The organism is Pseudomonas sp. NFACC51, from assembly GCF_900103575.1.
Classification (GTDB): Bacteria; Pseudomonadota; Gammaproteobacteria; order Pseudomonadales; family Pseudomonadaceae; genus Aquipseudomonas; species Aquipseudomonas fluorescens_Q.
The window spans coordinates 123,145-141,659 of record NZ_FMXH01000003.1 but is presented as its reverse complement, the minus strand read 5'-3'; the positions used below and the strand labels follow the sequence as shown (position 1 = coordinate 141,659).

General features: G+C 62.3%; 18 protein-coding genes and 1 pseudogene. 7 read left to right on the top strand and 12 right to left on the bottom strand.

What is annotated here, in order from left to right:
• Nucleotides 1-30: 30 nt before the first annotated feature.
• Nucleotides 31-699 carry an isoprenoid biosynthesis glyoxalase ElbB gene (elbB, locus tag BLT00_RS07510; RefSeq protein ID WP_092149195.1) on the top strand — a complete coding sequence of 223 codons (669 nt, stop codon included), beginning with the start codon at nt 31-33 and terminating at the stop codon, nt 697-699.
• Nucleotides 700-753: 54 nt separating this feature from the next.
• Here the strand turns inward: elbB and BLT00_RS07505 are convergent, their stop codons facing one another.
• The gene (locus BLT00_RS07505; protein WP_060740113.1) at nt 754-1,209 is read right to left on the bottom strand and encodes a YaiI/YqxD family protein; all 456 of its coding nucleotides are present in this window, start codon (nt 1,207-1,209) and stop codon (nt 754-756) included.
• A gap of 109 nt (nt 1,210-1,318) precedes the next feature.
• Complete coding sequence (locus BLT00_RS07500; RefSeq protein WP_092149198.1) at nt 1,319-3,217, bottom strand: cytochrome c/FTR1 family iron permease; 1,899 nt, start codon at nt 3,215-3,217, stop codon at nt 1,319-1,321.
• A 315-nt stretch (nt 3,218-3,532) separates the two neighbouring features.
• Here BLT00_RS07500 and BLT00_RS07495 point away from each other — a divergent pair, with 315 nt between their 5' ends.
• The 4 genes from BLT00_RS07495 to BLT00_RS07480 all read left to right on the top strand — a co-directional run bounded on the left by BLT00_RS07495 (nt 3,533) and on the right by BLT00_RS07480 (nt 6,858).
• Complete coding sequence (locus tag BLT00_RS07495) at nt 3,533-4,927, top strand: COG3014 family protein (protein ID WP_092149204.1); 1,395 nt, start codon at nt 3,533-3,535, stop codon at nt 4,925-4,927.
• An 18-nt stretch (nt 4,928-4,945) separates the two neighbouring features.
• The gene (locus tag BLT00_RS07490; RefSeq protein ID WP_003206754.1) at nt 4,946-5,317 is read left to right on the top strand and encodes a YcfL family putative periplasmic lipoprotein; all 372 of its coding nucleotides are present in this window, start codon (nt 4,946-4,948) and stop codon (nt 5,315-5,317) included.
• A 206-nt stretch (nt 5,318-5,523) separates the two neighbouring features.
• Nucleotides 5,524-6,111 (top strand): penicillin-binding protein activator LpoB, encoded by a 588-nt coding sequence (gene lpoB / locus BLT00_RS07485; RefSeq protein ID WP_072343012.1) that lies wholly within the window; start codon nt 5,524-5,526, stop codon nt 6,109-6,111.
• A 3-nt stretch (nt 6,112-6,114) separates the two neighbouring features.
• Nucleotides 6,115-6,858, top strand: coding sequence for a penicillin-binding protein activator LpoB (locus BLT00_RS07480; RefSeq protein ID WP_092151245.1), 744 nt, complete (start codon nt 6,115-6,117; stop codon nt 6,856-6,858).
• Nucleotides 6,859-7,001: 143 nt separating this feature from the next.
• On the opposite strand, the gene rhtB is transcribed toward BLT00_RS07480, so the two are convergent.
• The 3 genes from rhtB to BLT00_RS07465 form a co-directional block, all read right to left on the bottom strand.
• Nucleotides 7,002-7,634 carry a homoserine/homoserine lactone efflux protein gene (gene rhtB, locus BLT00_RS07475; protein WP_092148211.1) on the bottom strand — a complete coding sequence of 211 codons (633 nt, stop codon included), beginning with the start codon at nt 7,632-7,634 and terminating at the stop codon, nt 7,002-7,004.
• Nucleotides 7,635-7,736: 102 nt separating this feature from the next.
• The gene (locus BLT00_RS07470; protein ID WP_092148214.1) at nt 7,737-8,318 is read right to left on the bottom strand and encodes a mechanosensitive ion channel family protein; all 582 of its coding nucleotides are present in this window, start codon (nt 8,316-8,318) and stop codon (nt 7,737-7,739) included.
• Complete coding sequence (locus BLT00_RS07465) at nt 8,318-10,228, bottom strand: ATP-binding cassette domain-containing protein (protein WP_092148217.1); 1,911 nt, start codon at nt 10,226-10,228, stop codon at nt 8,318-8,320. The genes BLT00_RS07470 and BLT00_RS07465 overlap by 1 nt, the downstream gene beginning before the upstream one ends.
• Before the next feature lie 50 nt (nt 10,229-10,278).
• On the opposite strand from BLT00_RS07465, the gene BLT00_RS07460 reads away from it, so the two are divergent.
• Nucleotides 10,279-10,743: a TIGR02444 family protein gene (locus BLT00_RS07460; RefSeq protein WP_072343028.1), complete on the top strand. Its 465-nt coding sequence runs from the start codon at nt 10,279-10,281 to the stop codon at nt 10,741-10,743.
• On the opposite strand, the gene BLT00_RS07455 is transcribed toward BLT00_RS07460, so the two are convergent.
• Nucleotides 10,740-11,900: an AlgP family protein gene (locus BLT00_RS07455; protein WP_092148220.1), complete on the bottom strand. Its 1,161-nt coding sequence runs from the start codon at nt 11,898-11,900 to the stop codon at nt 10,740-10,742. The genes BLT00_RS07460 and BLT00_RS07455 overlap by 4 nt on opposite strands.
• Before the next feature lie 191 nt (nt 11,901-12,091).
• On the opposite strand from BLT00_RS07455, the gene BLT00_RS07450 reads away from it, so the two are divergent.
• Complete coding sequence (locus BLT00_RS07450) at nt 12,092-12,757, top strand: FKBP-type peptidyl-prolyl cis-trans isomerase (protein ID WP_092148223.1); 666 nt, start codon at nt 12,092-12,094, stop codon at nt 12,755-12,757.
• 59 nt (nt 12,758-12,816) lie between these two features.
• Here BLT00_RS07450 and BLT00_RS07445 read toward each other — a convergent pair whose 3' ends face one another.
• The 6 genes and pseudogenes from BLT00_RS07445 to hemC form a co-directional block, all read right to left on the bottom strand.
• Nucleotides 12,817-13,275, bottom strand: a complete 459-nt coding sequence (locus BLT00_RS07445; RefSeq protein ID WP_003206770.1) for an Rsd/AlgQ family anti-sigma factor — start codon at nt 13,273-13,275, stop codon at nt 12,817-12,819.
• A 174-nt stretch (nt 13,276-13,449) separates the two neighbouring features.
• A complete protein-coding gene (locus BLT00_RS07440) occupies nt 13,450-13,992 on the bottom strand; it encodes a disulfide bond formation protein B (RefSeq protein WP_092148226.1) in 543 nt (180 codons plus the stop codon).
• A gap of 396 nt (nt 13,993-14,388) precedes the next feature.
• Nucleotides 14,389-15,636: a heme biosynthesis protein HemY gene (locus BLT00_RS07435; RefSeq protein ID WP_072343040.1), complete on the bottom strand. Its 1,248-nt coding sequence runs from the start codon at nt 15,634-15,636 to the stop codon at nt 14,389-14,391.
• Nucleotides 15,633-16,766, bottom strand: coding sequence for a uroporphyrinogen-III C-methyltransferase (locus tag BLT00_RS32110; RefSeq protein WP_256571678.1), 1,134 nt, complete (start codon nt 16,764-16,766; stop codon nt 15,633-15,635). Before BLT00_RS32110 ends, BLT00_RS07435 begins: the two co-directional genes overlap by 4 nt.
• 36 nt (nt 16,767-16,802) lie before the next feature.
• A pseudogene (locus tag BLT00_RS32105) lies at nt 16,803-17,549 on the bottom strand (uroporphyrinogen-III synthase); the annotation flags it as partial.
• Nucleotides 17,546-18,487 carry a hydroxymethylbilane synthase gene (gene hemC / locus BLT00_RS07425; protein ID WP_063323841.1) on the bottom strand — a complete coding sequence of 314 codons (942 nt, stop codon included), beginning with the start codon at nt 18,485-18,487 and terminating at the stop codon, nt 17,546-17,548. The gene hemC and the pseudogene BLT00_RS32105, both read right to left, overlap by 4 nt.
• Nucleotides 18,488-18,515: the final 28 nt, after the last annotated feature.

The following is an 18,515-nucleotide window of genomic DNA, read 5'->3' as shown; positions in this document are numbered from 1 at the left end:
ATTTAACGCCATGAATCTGGAGAAAAGCCCATGAGCAAAAAAATTGCAGTGATCCTTTCCGGCTGTGGCGTCTATGACGGCGCCGAGATCCACGAAAGCGTGATCACCTTGCTGCGTCTTGATCAGCGTGGGGCTCACGTCCAGTGCTTCGCCCCCAACATTGCCCAGTTGCATGTGATCAATCACCTGACCGGCGAGGAAATGCCCGAGAGCCGCAACGTGTTGGTGGAATCGGCGCGGATCGCCCGGGGCAACGTGAAGGACTTGCGTGAAGCCAGGGCCGAGGATTTCGACGCCCTGATCGTACCTGGTGGTTTTGGCTCGGCGAAAAACCTCTCCAACTTTGCCGTCGAAGGCGCGGCTTGCACGGTCCAGCCAGAGGTCCTCGCGCTGACCGAGGCCTTTGCCGAGGCCGGCAAACCGGTCGGGCTGATCTGCATCTCCCCGGCCCTGGCGGCGAAAATCTACGGCCCGGGCGTGGTCTGCACCATCGGCAACGACGTCGACACTGCCGCCGCTGTGACCAAAATGGGGGGTACTCACGAAGAGTGCACCGTCACCGACATCGTTGAAGACCGAGCGCGCAAACTGGTCAGCACCCCGGCCTACATGCTGGCGCAGAACATCAGCGAAGCGGCTTCCGGCATCAACAAACTGGTGGATCGGGTGTTGGAATTGACGCACGAGAACGACGCCTGACCCCACCACCACTAACCCTGTGGGAGCTCGCTCCCACAGAGGTTTGGGCATGATTCAAGGCAATCGGGTCAGGCGCGTCAGGATCCGATCCAGGGCATTGGCAAACCCCTGCTTGTCTCGCTCGCTGTAGGCCGCCGGGCCGCCGCCCATGTGGCCCTGTTCACGCAGATCAGTGAACAGGTTGCGCACCGCCAGCCGCTCGCCCATGTTTTGCGCATCGAACTCCTTGCCGCGCGGGTCCAGGGCCGCGACGCCCTTCTTCACCAACCGGTCGGCCAAGGGCACGTCGCTGCAGATCACCAACTCACCCGGCACGGCATGTTCCACCAGGTAATCGTCCGCCGCATCAGGGCCACTGGGTACCACGATCAGCTTCACACAAGCCAGGGCCGGCTTGATCTGCGGCTGACCGGCCACCAGCACCACCTCGAACCGGCGCTTCAGGGCGAACTTGACCACCAGTTCTTTCGCCGCCTTGGGACAGGCATCGGCGTCGATCCATACGCGCATTAGGGTTGCTCCTCTTTAAAATGCATCGCGAGCATGCTCGCTCCCACAAGGACAGCCTACATCCTGTGGGAGCGAGCTTGCTCGCGATAATGAGCGCAGCGAACGCTTTTCAGGAAACCTGGACCCGACGCTTCTCCACCACCCAACTGCGCCCATACAGCACCATGATCGCCAGGATCGCCACCACTTGAGCGGCCAGCGAATAGGCATCGGCATGAATGCCCAGCCAGTCGAATTCGAAGAATGCCACCGGATGGGTGCCGAAGATCCCGGCTTCCTGCAACGCCTTCACGCCGTGACCGGCGAATACCACCGACAGCGCGCACAACAACCCGGCGTTGATACTGAAAAACAGCGCCAGGGGCAGTTTCGCCGAGCCGCGCAGGATCACCCAGGCCAACCCCACCAACAACACCAGCGCCGTCGCGCCGCCGGCCAGCACCGCGTTGTGCCCGGCGGGGCCCGCTTGCAACCACAGGGTTTCGTAGAACAGGATCACTTCGAACAGCTCGCGATAGACCGAGAAAAACGCCAGGATCGCAAAACCAAACCGACCCCCGCCGCCCACCAGGCTGCTCTTGATGTAGTCCTGCCAGGCCGCTGCGTGGCGACGGTCATGCATCCACACACCCAGCCACAGCACCATCACACTGGCGAACAACGCCGTCGCGCCTTCAAGCAGCTCACGCTGGGCACCGCTGACGTCAATCACATACGCCGCCAGGCCCCAGGTCGCCAGGCCGGCCACCAGCGCCAGCCCCCAACCGACGTTGACACTGCGCACCGCCGACTGCTGGCCGGTGTTGCGCAGGAACGCCAGGATCGCCGCCAGCACCAGGATCGCTTCCAATCCTTCACGCAGCAGGATCAGCAACCCGGAGATATAGCTCAGCGACCAGCTCAAGCCATCGCCACCCAGCAGGCCGGCGGACTCCTTCAACTTGGCCTTGGCCGCGTCCAGACGCTGTACCGCCTGCTCCACCGGCAAACCGTCCTGCAACGACTGACGGTAGGCCATCAGGGACTTTTCGGTGTCCTTGCGCACGTTGGCATCGACGTTGTCCAGCGAGCTTTCCACCAGCTCGAAACCTTCCAGGTAAGCCGCTACCGACAAGTCATAGGCCTGGTCGTGATCACCGGCACGGTACGCCGCGATGCTTTTATCCAGGGTGGCCGCCGTGTAGTCGAGCAACTGCGCCGGGCCACGTTGCACTTGCGGCGGCTGGGCACGCTGGGCACGGAACGTCGCCGCCGCTGCCGGGCCTTGTGCGGCGAGGACTTCGGCCGGGGTCTGGCGCGCCAGGTCAGCGAGGTTGAAGACCTGTTCACTTTTGGCGGCGGCCGGGTCCGCGCTGAAGCTGGCGATGTAGGTCGCCAGGTCCCAGCGCTGACGGTCGTCGAGCTGATCGGCGAAGGCCGGCATATCCGTGCCTTCGATGCCCATGCCGACGGTGTTGTAGATCGCATAGAGACTCAGGCGATCCAGGCGCTGGGCGTCCCGCATGTTGGCGGGCGGCGGTTCCAAGCCGACACCGGCAGGACCGTCGCCGGCACCGTTGGCTCCGTGGCACACCGAGCAATTTTGCGCATACAGCGGCGCGCCGCGGGTGGGGTCGGGCGTGATGACCGGTGCCTGGCTGACTTCATATGCCACCGCCAGCTTGGCCCCCAGTTGCCGCGCCAGGCGCGCAACATCGCCGCCGTCCTGGCGCTGGGTGATCGCCGTGCGCAGGGTGCCGATGCCTTGGACCAGCTCAGTCTTTTCTGGCTTGGCCGGCCACCCGGCGACCAACCCTTCCAGCGCTTGGGTAAATTCCAGCTGCTCGCGGTACTCCGCCTCGTCGATGACCTTGCCCGCCTCGACCGTCGCCGGGTAATCCGCCCCGATGTAATCCAACAAATGCAGCGCCTGGGGGGCACTCTCGAGGGGGTCGGCCTGCAGCGCAGTGCTGCACAAAGCGAGCAATGGCAGTAGAAGCCAGGCCAGGAAACGGAACGGCACAGTCATGAATGACTCTCAGTTGGTAATAAGAAGTAACACATTGTTCACTTCCAATGGCTTCGGCTCAAGGGCGGATATGACTTGGGAGCCGATTTTCATCGGATTTTCATGCTTTGGAGGTGATGTCACAAAAACGGCATTTAGACACTGAAAAGCCATTACATAGCCAAGAGCCATGTTTATAATCCCGCCGCCTTCTTATCATTCGATGGCATAAAAGCTCCTCTTTTTATGAGGAACCGACAGCGTACCAACGCTTGTCCGTGGGATCGCCCCAGCCCGACCCGCACACCCCGGCTGTTTCTCAGGGAAGAAATGTTCATGGCATCCCGTGCCGTTTTTTCGATCGCCCTCGGTGCGATCACCTTGTTGTCCGGCTGTTCGGCCTTTCGCAACTACGACAGCGAATTGGCCCAGACCAACCAGCAACTGGCTTCCGGCAACGTCGACGCCGCATTGACGCTGCTGGAAAAGAACAACACCAGCCAGGACAAGGACCTGCTGTATTACTTCGAGAAAGGTGAGCTGCTGCGCGCCAAGGGCGACCTGTCCGGCAGCCAGACCGCCTGGAACAGCGCCGACCAACAAGTTGCCCAGTGGGAAGATGCGGTCAAGCTCGACACGGCCAAGTACCTGGCCCAGTTCGGCAGTTTCCTGGTCAACGATAAAGTCCGCCGCTACGAAGGCTACGACTACGAAAAGGTCATGCTGACCACGCAGATGGCCCTGAACCTGCTGGCGGTGAATGACTTCGACGGCGCACGGACCCAGATCAAGAAGACCCACGAACGCGAAGCGGTGATCGCCGACCTGCGGGACAAGGAATACCTCAAGCGCGAGGAAGAAGCCGAGAAACAAGGGGTCAAGACCGAATACAAGGACCTTCAGGGTTACCCGGTGGCCAGCCTCGATGCCCCGGAAGTGGTCAGCCTCAAGAACAGTTACCAGAGCGCGTTCAGCCATTACCTGGCCGGTTTCGTCTACGAAGCCCTGGGTGAAAAGGACCTGGCCGCACCGGGTTATCGCAAGGCCGCCGAACTGCGCCCCAACACACCGCTGCTGGAGCAGGCCCTGCGTGACCTCGACAAGCCCGCCGCCAAGAGCGACGACAGCGACATCCTGATCGTGGTGCAGAGTGGCCTGGCGCCGTCCCGGGACTCGATCCGCATTCCCTTGCCTTTGCCAATCAGCGGCAACCTGGTCATCACGCCGTTGTCGTTCCCACTGATCAAGCCCGACACTTCCACGGCCACCTTCGGCCAGATCGGTGTCGACGGCCGCCAGCTGGACCTGACCCAACTCAACAGCACCACCGCCATGTCCCGTCGGGCCCTGCGCGACGACATGCCGGGCATCATCCTGCGCACCACCGTGCGCGCCGTCACCCGTGGCGTGGCGCAAAAGCAGATCAACGACACCAATCCGCTGGCCGGCCTGGCCGTCGGCCTCACCTCGGCCGTACTCGAAGGTGCCGATACCCGAACCTGGCGCACCCTGCCCGACTACACCCAGGTGGTGCGCCTGCGCCTGAAGAAAGGCGAGCACCAGGTCACCTTGCCAAGCGCGGTGGGCGGCTCGGTGGTCAAGGTCACCGTCGACCAGCGCTACCAGGTCATCAGCCTGCGTGCGGTGGGTAACCAGGTGTTCGCCGGTGGCCTGGCTGCCCAGGTGATGCCCAGCGCCAACCCGACTGCCATTGCCCTCAAGCAACCTTAAGAACGGAGTCTTGTTCACATGCGTTTAAAACTGATCGCCGTCGGCGCCCTGGCCTTGCTGGCCGGTTGCGCCACCCCGCCACCACCGGAGCCGGGCAGCGCCGCCAGCAAGGTCGTGGCGATGGGCAAGACCAAGAACATTGTGGTCGGCGCCATGCGCGTGGCCCGGGAAAACGGCTACATGACCGTCAATGTCCAGTTGAGCAATACCAGCTACAACAACAAGACGATGTATTACCGCTTTGCCTGGCTCGGGCCGGAAGGCTTTCCGATCGCCGAGGAAGAAACCTGGAAAAGCCTGACGCTGTACGGCGAACAGACCAGCTTCCTGCCGGCCATCGCACCGACCCCCAAGGCGGTGGATTTCCGTTTGGAAATCAATACCCCTTGAGCCTGATCCCGGTCGGTCAAGCCAACACCAGACCTGTGGCGAGGGAGCTTGCTCCCGCTCGGTTGCGCAGCGACCGCAAGATCTTGGGGCCGCTTCGCGACCCAGCGGGAGCAAGCTCCCTCGCCACGGGGATCGCCGGCACAAGTTCCTTTACTGATCGGCATCAAGCCTTAGCCCCATTTCATTCAGCTTTCGAGAGCATCCCCATGTTCGTACGCATTTCCTCCATCGCCCTCGCCGCCCTGCTGGTCAGCGGTTGCGCCAACAACTCGCCGGTCCTGGGCAACAAGAACATCAGCTACGGCGACACCAAGGCCGTGGAAACCGTGACCAACGAGTTCGGTTCCACCGACCTGCAAATGATCGCCGAGTCCATGACCCGCTCCCTGGCCCAGTCCGGCATCCTGCAGGGTCGCCCGGTGGTCCAGGTCTATGACGTGAAGAACAAGACCAGCGAATACATCGACACCCGTGAAATCACCACCAGCATCAAGACCCAGCTGATGAAGACCGGCGCTGCTCGCTTCGCCAGCGACAACACCGCCATGGACAGCCAGGTCGATCAGCTCAAGCTGCAGAACCAGAGCGGCCTGTACAAGAAAAGCACCGTGGCCAAGACCGGCAACATGATCGCTGCCAAGTACCGCCTCGAAGGCTCCATCAGCTCGATCGTCAAGCGCAGCAGCGACTACAAGGACGTCTTCTACAAATTCAGCCTGCAATTGATCGACGTCGAAAGCGGTCTGGCCGAGTGGATGGACGAAAAAGAAATCCGCAAGACCACGGAGCGTTAAGCCATGCGCACATGGATAGGCATCATGGCCCTGGCCTGCGCATTTGGCGCGCAGGCGGCCCCGAAAGTCGCAGTGACCGACCTTGCATACCAGGAGCGGGTGGAGGAATACATCCACACCGTCTCAGCGCAGAGCAACTTCCAGGCGAACCCTTACAGCGCCAGCGCTTCCTCGAGCTACGACGAGATGGAAGCCACCAGCAGCTATATCGAGCAGGGCGAACTGCGCAAGTTCACTGGCGACATCAAGGGCGAGATCCTGCGCAGCGGGATGTTCCAGCTGGTGCAGGGCACCCCGCACACCGCGTCGTCCAAGGGCGACGTCTATGACGTGATCAAGCGCATCAAGGCCGGGAACTTCAAGGGTGCCGACTATGTGCTGTTCGGCACGGTGTCGGACATCGACTTCACCCGCGACATCAACGAGCTGGCCAATACCGACAGCTATTCGGCCGTACTGGCGCTGACCTTGGTGGCAGACTTCAGCCTGATCAACACCAAGACCTACGAAATCACCTCGGCCTTTACGGCCATGGGCGAAGGCCAGGACACCAAGTTGTTGAACCACCGGGACGTGCGCATCAGCCTCAACCGGCCGCGGGTGGTGCGCGATGTGTCCAAGGCCCTGGGGGAAGACGTGGCGCGGCAACTGAGCGAACAGCTCGGCGGCCCGAGCTATCAACAGCCCGGCGAGCCGATGCAGCGCAATAACCTGCCACGGGATACGGCGCCGGTGATCTTGCGCTGAGCCACGCCGCTGGATAGTAGAGACGCTTTTTGTGGCGAGGGAGCTTGCTCCCGCTGGGTCGCGAAGCGGCCCCAAGATCTTGCGGTCGCTGCGCAACCGAGCGGGAGCAAGCTCCCTCGCCACAGGTGTTGTGTATAAGCCGGTTACACCGCAGCCTTGCGAATCGTCGCGAGCAAGCCCGCCGCCCCGATGAACAGGCCAGCAAACGTGCGGTTCATCCGCCGTTGCTGCTTCGGTGTACGCAACAGCCGCAGGACTTTGGACGCCAACCCGGTGTACCCGGCCATGACGATGAGGTCGACGACGATCATGGTGACGCCCAGGATCAGGTATTGCTGGATCAATGGTGCATGGGGATTGATGAACTGTGGCAACACCGCCAGCATGAACACCAGCGCCTTGGGGTTGCTGATGTTGACCAGGAAGCCACGAAACACCAGCGCCAAAGGGTTACCGATGGGCCGCACGACGGAGTCATCGCTGATATCGCCAGGGATGGCTCGCCACTGTTTGATACCCAGGTAAACCAGATAGGCCACGCCGAACCACTTGATCGCATAGAACGCGGTGGCCGAGGCCGTGAGGATAGCGCCAACACCGGCGGCGACGATCACGATTTGCAGCGCCAGGCCCAGTTGCAGGCCCAGGGCATTCCAGTAACCGCGCCAAAACCCGTAGCGCAAGCCACTGGACATCGATGCAATGGCACCGGCGCCCGGGGAAAGACTGATCACCCAACAGGCGGCGAAAAACGCCAGCCATGTTTCCAGCACCATTGCACACCTCGGCTCGAATTCGTCGAAAACGACTAAGCTAATGCGCCGCTGAAGGATTGACCATCGCTTTTTTGCAAAAAAAAGCCAATCGGCGAGGCCGGATTATTCGACGAACCCACCCACCGGAAACGCTTCGCTGCCACGCCAGCGCCGTACCGAACGCTGGAAGAACAGGCTGTTGGGTACTTGCACCATGGCACTGCCGGTGCCGAGTTCCTCGGGTTCGATCAGCGTGGTGTACAGCAGATTGATCGCCACCACGCGTCCTTTGATGCCAGGCTTGTCGGTGGTGTCCACCAGCTCGACCACATCGCCCAGGCGAAACGGTCCGACGGTGTAGATCAACACGGCGCAGAACAGGTTGGACAGCACGCTCCAGATGGCGAAGAACGCCACCGCCGCCACCGCCACGAAACCCGAGATCGCCGTCCAGAGTACCGTGGCCGAGACACCCAGGCGCTCCAGCGCCACCAGTACGGCGCTGCCCATGATCAGCCAGCGCAGCACACCGCGCAGGATGATCACCAATTGCGTCGGCAGTGGGTAGCGCTCGCCGAGGCCCGTGAGCGCACGCGCAACGAACCGCTGGGCGACATATCCCACCAACAGGATCAGCAGGATTTGCACACCCAGCCAGATCGGCTCGATCCACATGACGGGTATAGGCAACGCCAACGCTTCCATCAGGACAACGCCTCCAGCTCCGCTTGCAGGTTTTCCAGCAGTTCCAGCGCTTGCATCCAAGCCTCCTCGAGTTCCGCTTCCCGAATTTTCAGCTTGGCCTGCTCGGCCAGCAGGTCGCGCAACTCATCTTTGCGCGCCGCCTCGTAGAGACCACTGTCGCCAAGGCTGGTTTCGATCTTTTGCAGTTTTTCATGCAGCTTGCCCAACTCGGCTTCGAGTTTGTCGGCCTCACGCTTGTGCGGCGCCAGTTGCTGGCGCAATGCGGCGGCGGCCTGGCGCTGGGCTTTCTTGTCGGTCTTGTCCGGGTTGACCGGCGTGCTGCTGACCGGCGCGTTGCGCTGGCGGTATTCCACCAGCCAACGGGCGTAGTCTTCCAGGTCGCCGTCGAACTCCTCGACCTTGCCGTCGGCCACCAGGAAGAAATTATCCGTAGTGCTCTTGAGCAAATGCCGATCGTGGGACACCACCAGCACCGCGCCACTGAATTCCTGCAAGGCCATGGTCAAGGCTAGGCGCATTTCCAGGTCCAGGTGGTTGGTCGGTTCGTCGAGCAGCAACAGGTTCGGCCGGCCCCAGGCGATCAGTGCCAACGCCAGGCGTGCCTTTTCGCCACCGGAGAAATTCAGCACCGGCTCGTCGATGCGCGCCCCGCGGAAATCGAAACCGCCGAGGAAATCCCGCAGGGTCTGCTCGCGCTCGGTCGGTGCCAGGCGTTGCAGGTGCAACAGCGGGCTGGCCTTGGAGTCCAGGGAATCGAGCTGATGCTGGGCGAAGTAGCCGACCACCGTGTTCTCGCCCCGGGTCAGGCGCCCGGCCAGAGGCTCGAGTTCGCCGGAAAGGTTCTTGATCAGGGTCGACTTACCGGCACCGTTGGGGCCCAGCAGACCAATCCGCGCACCCGGGGTCAGTTGCAGCTTGACCTTCTCCAGCACGGTCTTGTCGCCATACCCCAGGCGCGCGTCGGACAGGTCGATCAACGGGCTGGAAATCTTGGTCGATTCGCGGAAGACAAAATCGAACGGTGAATCGACGTGGGCCGCCGACAACTCTTCCATCCGCTCCAATGCCTTGATCCGGCTCTGGGCCTGGCGGGCCTTGGTGGCCTGGGCCTTGAAGCGGGCGATGTAGCTTTCCATGTGCGCACGTTGCGCCTGCTGCTTCTCGTAGGCCTGCTGTTGCTGGGCCAGGCGTTCGGCACGCGCGCGTTCGAAGGCGCTGTAGCCGCCACGGTACAAGGTGAGCTTGCGCTGATCGACATGGGCCACGTGATCCACCACCGCGTCGAGGAAATCACGGTCGTGGGAAATCAGCAGCAGCGTGCCCGGGTAACTCTTGAGCCAGTCTTCGAGCCAGATGATGGCGTCGAGGTCCAAGTGGTTGGTCGGCTCATCGAGCAACAGCAGATCCGAAGGACACATCAAGGCCTGGGCCAAGTTCAGGCGCATCCGCCAGCCACCGGAGAAGTCCCCGACCTGACGATCCATCTGCTCATTGGTAAAGCCCAGGCCGGCGAGCAATTTGCGCGCACGGGCATCGGCGGTGTAGCCGTCGGCACTGTCGAGTTCCGCGTGCAGACGGGCCTGTGCGGCACCGTCGTGGGCCGCTTCGGCCGCCGCCAGGTCGCGTTGCACCTGGCGTAGGCGCAGGTCGCCATCGAGCACGTAGTCCACCGCCAGACGCTCGAGGGTGTCGACCTCCTGGCGCATGTGGGCGATGCGCCAATCAGCCGGCAACAGGCAATCACCCGAGTCCGGGTGCAGCTCGCCTCGCAGCAAGGCGAACAGGCTCGATTTGCCGGCGCCGTTGGCACCGATGAGGCCGGCTTTGTGGCCGGCGTGCAGGGTCAGCTCGGCGTCTTCTAGCAGACGTTGCGGGCCACGCTGTAAAGTCAGGTTCTGAAGTCGGATCATAATGGCGGCGGAGTCTACCAGCTTCGCTCGCAACTGGCGCGAGTAGCACGATGTCCCCAGACCTGTGGAGCTTTTCCCTCGACCTCTATGCCAAGCCTGGCGTAGAGCCTGCGTGCCTGGCATCACAAGACGCCGGCGCCAACGTCTGCCTGCTGCTGTGTGGCCTGTGGCTGGCGCAGCGTGGCGTGGCCTGCAATGAACACAGGCTGCGGCAGCTTCGACTATTGGCCGAGCCCTGGGATGCCGAGGTGGTGCGGCCACTGCGCACGCTTCGCAGCCAATGGAAAACCAGCGCCCTCCAGGACACGGCACTCAATGGCCTGCGCGAGCAGGTCAAGCAGCTGGAGCTGGCGGCCGAACGGCAATTGCTGGAGCGATTGGAAGCGCTGGCCAAGGATTGGCCTGGGACACAACAGAACGATTCAGCGCAATGGCTGCAAGGGCTGGCGGCGAATGCCGGGCCAGCGAGCCGCGACGCGCTGCATCAGCTGCGCGTCGCGGTGTCCGGCACTTAGGAAGCGCTGGTTGGGGTGCTGCTGATGCTCGGCGCAACGGCGGCGGATGGGCTGGTCGCCGCGGCCGGAGTGCTGGCGGCTGGAGCCGGTGCCGTGGTCGGAGCCGGTGTCGCTGGCTTGGCGGCTGGCGCAGTCGCAGGTTTTGCAGCGGCTGGCTTTTTCACGGCCGGCTTGGCGGCTGGTTTGGCGGCAGCGGGCTTCGCGACGGCTGGTTTGGCAGCCGTTGGCTTCGCAGCAGCAGGCTTGGCCGCAGCCGGTTTGGCAGCGGGTTTAGCCGCCGCTTTGGCGGGGGCTTTGGCAGCGACAGGCTTGGCAGCCGTTTTCGCAGCGGGCTTGGCCGCAGCCGTTTTGGTTGCCGCAGGCTTCGCTGCTGGTTTGGCAGCAGGTTTTGCGGTGGCTTTTACCGCAGCTTTGGCAGCAGGTTTTGCGGCGGCGGTTTTAGCGGCAGGTTTGGCGGCAGGTTTGGCTGCAGCTTTTGCCGCAGGTTTAGCGGCCGGTTTAGCAGCAGCTTTTACAGCAGGCTTGGCGGCAGCAGGTTTTGCAACTGCCGTTTTTGTGGCGGGCTTGGCCGCAGCTTTGACAACTGGTTTTTTTGCCGCAGGTTTTGCAGCACTGGCAGCGACCGATTTGGCAGCTGGCTTGCTGGCAGCTTTGGCCGGTGCTTTCGCCGCAGGCTTGGCAGCGACTTTGGCCGGAGCTTTTGCCGCGACGGGTTTAGCCGCCGGCTTCTTGGCCGATACAGCGGCAGGCTTGGCTGCACGAAGCGTCAGCGCCTTGCCTGCGGCTTCTTGCACGCGACCGACACCCTGGGCCAGTTTCAGGCTTTCCTGGGCATCACGCTTGAGTTGCAGAATGTAGGCGCGGGTCTCGGACTGACGATCCTTCAAGGCATCAAGCAGGTCTTCGAGTTCTTTCACGACATCTTTGGCCTTGGCTTGCGCCTTGGCCTTGCCAGCGGTGGCTGCGTCTTGCAATTTGGTGCGCGACTTGTGCAGTTTTTCCTGCGCTTTGCCGCGTTGTTTTTCAAGTTTGGCGAGCAGTTTTTCAGCATCAGCCAGGGCTTGGGAGCAGGCATTTTCCAGATGTTCGAGCAGGCTGCCCGAGAGTTGTTGGAGCAAGTGCAACGGAGTGTTTACAGGCTTCTTGGTGGCCGACATGGTTTACCTCCTGACTGACGTGAGTGCGGCTCATACTAGACCTCTGCTTCAACCGCCGCTAGGGCATGTTGACAGTACACAAGACGTTGCGTTGCAAGGGACGAAAAATCTTCTGCGCCAGTGCCTTGGCAATCCACCTCTATAGATATCGGCACTGGCATAATTCCTCGATTCGAGGCCGGAGAGCACACATGTCGCGTCACCTGTTTTTATTCCTGTGCATGGTTTGCTCCACGGTCCAGGCCGTTGAAAAAACCAGCGCAAACGATGCCCACGATTTGGCTTACAGCCTGGGCGCAAGCCTCGGCGAACGCCTGCGCCAGGACGTGCCGGACCTGCAGATCAAAGCCTTGGTCGAAGGCTTGCAACAGGCCTACCTGGGCAAGCCGCTGGCCCTCAAGGATGAACGCATCGAACAGATCCTGGCCGAGCACCAGGCACGACTGAATTCGCAATCGACAACGCCACAGATCGAAGCCGCGTTGAAAACGGAGCAGAAATTTCTCAATGAAGAAAAGAACCGTCCAGGCGTCCAGCAACTCGCAGACGGCATCCTGCTGACCGAGATCAAGCCAGGCCACGGCGCGAAAGCCGGCCCTCACGGCAAGGTCCAGGTGCTGTATACCGGTCGATTGCCGGACGGCACCGTATTCGATTCCAACCACCAGGCACAATGGTTCAACCTCGACAGCGTGATTGACGGCTGGCGCAGTGCATTGCCGCAAATGCCGGTAGGCGCAAAATGGCGGTTGGTGATTCCGTCGACCCTGGCCTATGGCGCTGAAGGGGCGGGAGATGTGATCCCACCATTCACGCCACTGGTGTTTGAAATCGAATTGCTGGGCGCGACGACCTGACGCCGACTCAATAAAAAACGGTGCGCACTGCGCACCGTTTTTTCATGACCGCGAAACCCTCAGGCCTGGACCGCGGCTTCTTCCTTGTGAGCGTTGTGCAGCACTTCGATCAGGCAGTCTTCCAGTTCGAAACGTTCGTGCAGCAAGCCGCCCAGCTCCTTGAATTTTTCCGCTACGCACTTGCCTTCATCGCACAGGTCGTTGAACGCCAGCAGCTTTTCGGTGATGACGTCGATACGCGGGTAGATCTGCTCGGCCAGTTCCAGGCCGCGCTTGTCGTTGAAGGCCTTGGCCTCGCCCGTCAGTTGTTCGTATATCTCGAAATGACCGGCAGACACATAGTCGACCAGCACACCGCAGAACTCCTGCAAGGGTTTGCGGCTTTCGCTCAGCGCTTCAGGCTTATCGCCGAGGGCATCGTAGGCCCGAACCAGTTCGTGACGCTCCTGCAACCAGCGATCGATCAGCAGATGCACCCCACCCCAGCGTTCCTGAGCATTCTGACAACTTTCGAGCATGGTGATTTCTTCCCTTGTGGGTCATGCCACTCGCAGCCTGTGCACGCCTGATGATCAGGGACAAGCCAGACACAACATGATCGAGCGGCACAATTCCAATAACACGTGCGGGCCAGATTATGCCCGCACGACAATGGCTTCAAGGTACGCAGGAGATAAAGTTCATACAAGTGTTTAATCCACGGCCCGGAGCATCTGCGACGTATCGCCGCTGAGCGGTCGTACCAGAGCACTCCAGGCAAGGCGCAGCAGTAGATAGGCCATCGCGCTGGACACCGCGAGAAAGAACAACAGGCTCCATTCGGGGATACTCAGGTCGAACAGCGTCCAGGTGATATTCGCGCAATCGACCGCGCCGTCGAGGACGCGATGCAACGCGCACCACCACGAATCCATCAGCTTGGGCTGGGCAACACAATCAGGAAACGGCTCGAACGAATGGCTTTGCATCAAGACCTGACGCCATGCCAGGGTCATTCCCCCCGTCGCAAAAACCAACCCTGCCGCACCATAGAAGAGACTGCCTCTTTGGCCTGGACCGTGTACGCATGCCACAAGGCTGTTCACCAGGAACAGCGTCAGGCACAACCGCTGCAAGACACACAGGCTGCAAGGCGTCAGGCCGACCGAATACTCCAGATAAGTGGCAATGCCCAAAGCCAGGGCTGCGGCGATGGAAGCCATGAAAAACAAGAAGCGTGAGCTGGCCAAAGACATGGCGGTTCCGTAACAGAAGAGACAAGCAGTTACGGTAGAGGAAAGCCCTCGGGCCTTTCAAGGCAGGCCCGCGCAGACACTTCACCAGGGATGTAGGGAATTCCCGACAGGCCAAAGAGGATACAGCGCGATGGGCTGTAGGACTTTACTGACGGCATGACCAAAGCCCCAAAACCAGGGTGGTATTCGCAACCCTTCGCTCGTGGACGGCACTGAACCTGTGGCGAGGGGATTTATCCCCGCTGGGCTGCGAGGCAGCCCTAAAGCCTGGCGCCGTGCGTGCTGTATCAGATTTTCATCGAGCCCAAGCTTCAAAGGGCCGCTTCGCAGCCCAACGGGGATAAATCCCCTCGCCACAAGGGTTCATACCATTTTCAAGAATGAGTCATGCCCCTCTCAAGTGGACAACACCTGAGCCGGAACCGGCAACGGTGCGGCCAGCAGGCGCTCGTCCAGCAGCCCCAATCCCTCCTGGAACAACTGGTTGCTGCGCTCGGCATCGCCCAGTTGCGCCAGCAATCGCGCCAGTTCAGCACAGGCTTCGGGGTTGCGTTGGACGCGCAAGCTGCTTTCCAGATAGTCCCGCGCCTTGCCCCACAAACTGTTCTGCAGGCATAGGCGCCCCAGGGTCAGCAGCAGGCTTGGATCCGCCGGATGATCCTTGAGCCAGCCTTCGGCCGTTTGCAACTGGCGGATCGGATCATTGCCTCGAACCAACCCGTACAGGCGCGCCAGATGGCTGTCATAGTGACGCTTGAGCGCACTTCGCAGTACCTCTTCGGCCTCGACCTGGGCTCCCAACTGACGCAACTGCTCGGCATAGGCCAGCACCAGCGCGGACTCCTGGCGCTGCGCGGAGGTCAGTTGTTGCCAGGCGCGATTGAGCGACTGCAAACCGACGCTGCCGTCCTCCTCACGGTGGGCTGCCAGGGTGAGGTTTTCACCCCAGGCACGACGTTCCAGTTCCGCCAGTTCAGCGGGTGGCAGGACCTTGTCCTTGCGCAGCTCCGGCAACAGCCGGATCAATGCCGACCAGTCGCCGCGCTGCTGATGCAGTCGTTGCAGTTGGCGCAGGACCTGGACGTTATGGGGATGCCGCTCATGCATGGCCTGGAGCGTGGTCAACGCGCCGTCGGTGTCGCCTCGGTCCGTCTGCAGTTGCGCGTGCGTAAGGGCAATGGCCAGTTCCGCCTGGGGCTGACGCTCCAGGGCGCGCTCGAGCAAACTGTCGCTCTGTTCGTAGAGACCTTGTTCGTTGGCCGCACGGGCGGCACCAAGGTAATACAGCAGCGGCTGGCGCTCGGCTTCGGCAGCACGATGCAGGTGTCGTTGGGCACTGGCCCAGCGACCTTCGGCCAGGTCCAACTGGCCGTGCTCGATCGCCACTTGCACCCGCCGGCTGCGGTTGCGCCGCGACCACGGGTTGACCACGCCGCTCGACGTAGTCACCAGCCCGATCAGTGCCCTCAGGCCTCGCCACACCAGCCAGAGCACCGCCACCAGCGCCAGGGTGACCCAAAGGCCAGCTTCATAACGGAAGTTCTTGTACGCCACCAGCACGTAACCCGAATGCTCGGCAATCGCCACGCCCAGCAAGGCAGCGGCAGCGATGACCACGAACAGAATCACGTAGAGACGCTTCATGGCGTGGCCTCCTGCGCGCCAGGCGCGGGCAACGGCTTGACCGATTCCTGGGCATTGAGGTTGCGGCGCTCAAGGTAAGCCTGGACGCTGCTCAGCGTGCCCGTCAGGTCCGGGGTAACCACCGTCACCGGCTGCTTGGACAGCTCGACCACGCGCTCGAGCATGATCTTGCTTTGCGGGTTGTCCTGGTTGAAGTTGTTCTTCAACACGTCCCGAGCCTCGGTCAGCGCCTGGGTGTAGACCGGCGCCTGACCATTGAGGGCGGCCCACTGCGCCTGCTCCAGCGCCAGGCTCAAGGCCAGGCGCACTTGCACGAGGCTTTGCCCGGCCAGCAGCGGACGAACATTTTCATCGGCGTTGAAGTCGATACGGATATAGCGCGAGATCTGGTCCCACCACTGCGCCCAACGACTGGCGCCATCGCCGTCGGCGGTCAGGCCCAGCAAGGATTCACCGCGGTCCTTGTACTCGGGCGCCAGTTCGGTCAGCTCCAGGACCTGGTCACGCAAGGCGCCCAGTTGCAGGAACAGCCCGGTGCGATCCGGTTGCTCGGTGCTGCGCAACGCGGCGAGGGTCTTGGCCAGTTGCTCGCGGGCGGCGAACGAACCGGGGTCGTTCTGCTCGCGCAGGATTTCGTCAGCCCCCTGGACCAGCGCCTGGGCACTGTTGATGTCCTGCAGGGCGGAAAGACGCAGGCTGGCCAGGCGCAACAAGTGCTCGGCCTCCGCCAGGCGCCAATCCTTGCGGCTGGCACCGAGCACGGTTTCCAGGCGCTGGTTCAGGTGCTGCTGGTCACTTTGCAACTGGGCCACCAGGCGCCGCCGCCCCTCCAGCTCTTCGGCCGGAGGCAATTGCGCCAGGCGCTCGCTCAGGCGTTGCTCGTTGAGCTTGAGGCTCTGGGCCTGGTCATTCAGTGCCTGGACCTGGGCGGACTGCTGCTGGTTATTGGTTTGCAGGTGACGCACCTGCCACACGCCCCAACCGCCCACGGCCACGCCAGCGGCCCCGAGCAGCAATGCAACTATGGCCAACCCGTTGCCGCGACGCGGCGCCACCGGGGGCGGAGTTTCAACCGGCGCATCGATCGCTGGCTGGTCTAGATCTTCTTTTGGCAAGGCTGTTTCGCTCACGTATCCATCCTTTGCATTAGAAAACGGCACGGAGTGTTCCCGTAACGCCGCCAGCAAAGCCGCGGCATTGGCGCCACGACAATCCACAACTGTTCGGGCCCCGGCGGCACGCGCCATCTCGGCAACCCTTGGGCTTGGAACAAACAACGGTAACCGCGCCAAGGCCGGCCACGCATCGCCGGCCAGCCGCTGCAGATGCTCGAAGCCCTGCCCACTGCTGACCACCAGTGCGTTCAAGTGTTCCGCTTCGACTTTCGCCGGCAACGCCCCTTCGCCGTAATCGGGCAAGTGGCGGCGGTACAATTCCAGATAATCGACACTAGCACCTTGCTCGCGCAAACGCTCTGCCAGCAAGCCACGCCCGCCTTCACCGCGCACGATCAAAACCTTGGGGTCGGGCCGCGCAACAGCCTGGCGCAAGACCAGGTGTTCCAGCAAGGCTTCGCTGTCATCGCCGTTATCGGGATAAAACACCGTGAGGCCGGCATCGACGAGAATCTGTCCGGTGGCCGCCCCCACGCTGAACCATGGTTGGTCTGGAGGCTGGGGCCAGTATTGGCGCAGCAACTCGACGCACAGGCGTGCGGCCGGTTTGCTGACGACGATCACGGCAGAGTATTGGTCCAGCACCTGGAGTATCGCCCGCCCGGCATCGGACAGCGGGACCGGCTCGATATCCAGCAAGGGCAGGCTGCTGCTGTAGATCCCCGCTTCGGCCAGGACAGCCGCCAGCGCCGACGACTCGTCCGCCGGCCGGGTGAGCAGCAGCCGCCAACCCGTCACGTGTGGCCGGCCTCGCCATAGACGGCCTTGAGGATGTCGGCGGCGCCCTGGCTCAACAGATCCTCGGCCACCCGCACGCCCAACGCCTCGGCATCGTGGCGCGGCGCCCGGGCGTCGGCGCTGAGCAGCCGGCCACCGTTGGGATCCCCCACCAGGCCACGCAACCAGACCTGTTCGCCTTCCAGCACGGCGTAACAGGCGATCGGCACTTGGCAACCGCCATTGAGGTGTTTGTTAAGGGCGCGCTCGGCGAATACCCGCGTAGCGGTGTCTTCATGGTGCAGCGGCGCCAGCAAGGCATGGATGTCGCTGTCGGCGCTACGGCACTCGATGCCCACCGCCCCTTGTCCACCGGCCGGCAGGCTGTCGTCGACGCTGATGGCCGAGGTGATGCGATCTTCAAAGCCCAGGCGGATCAGGCCGGCGGCGGCGAGAATGATCGCGTCGTACTCACCGGCATCGAGCTTGGCCAGGCGCGTATTGACGTTACCGCGCAGGAAACGGATTTGCAGGTCCGGGCGGCGAGTCAGCAACTGTGCCTGGCGACGCAGGCTGGAAGTACCCACCACGCTCCCGGCGGGCAGTGCGTCAAGACTGGAGAACGTGTTGGAGACGAACGCATCGCGGGGGTCTTCCCGCTCGCAGATGCAAAACAGGCCCAGGCCTTCGGGGAAGTCCATGGGCACGTCTTTCATCGAATGCACGGCGATGTCGGCTTCGTTGTCCAGCAACGCGGTTTCCAGTTCCTTGACGAACAGGCCCTTGCCGCCGATCTTCGACAGCGGCGAATCCAGCAGCTTGTCACCGCGACTGACCATGGGCACCAGGGTCACGATCAGGCCGGGATGGGCCGCTTCCAGGCGGGCTTTGACGTATTCGGCCTGCCAGAGGGCCAAGGCACTTTTACGGGTGGCGATGCGGATCTCGCGAGGGGACATGGATCAATCCGTACTTAAAAGATACGGC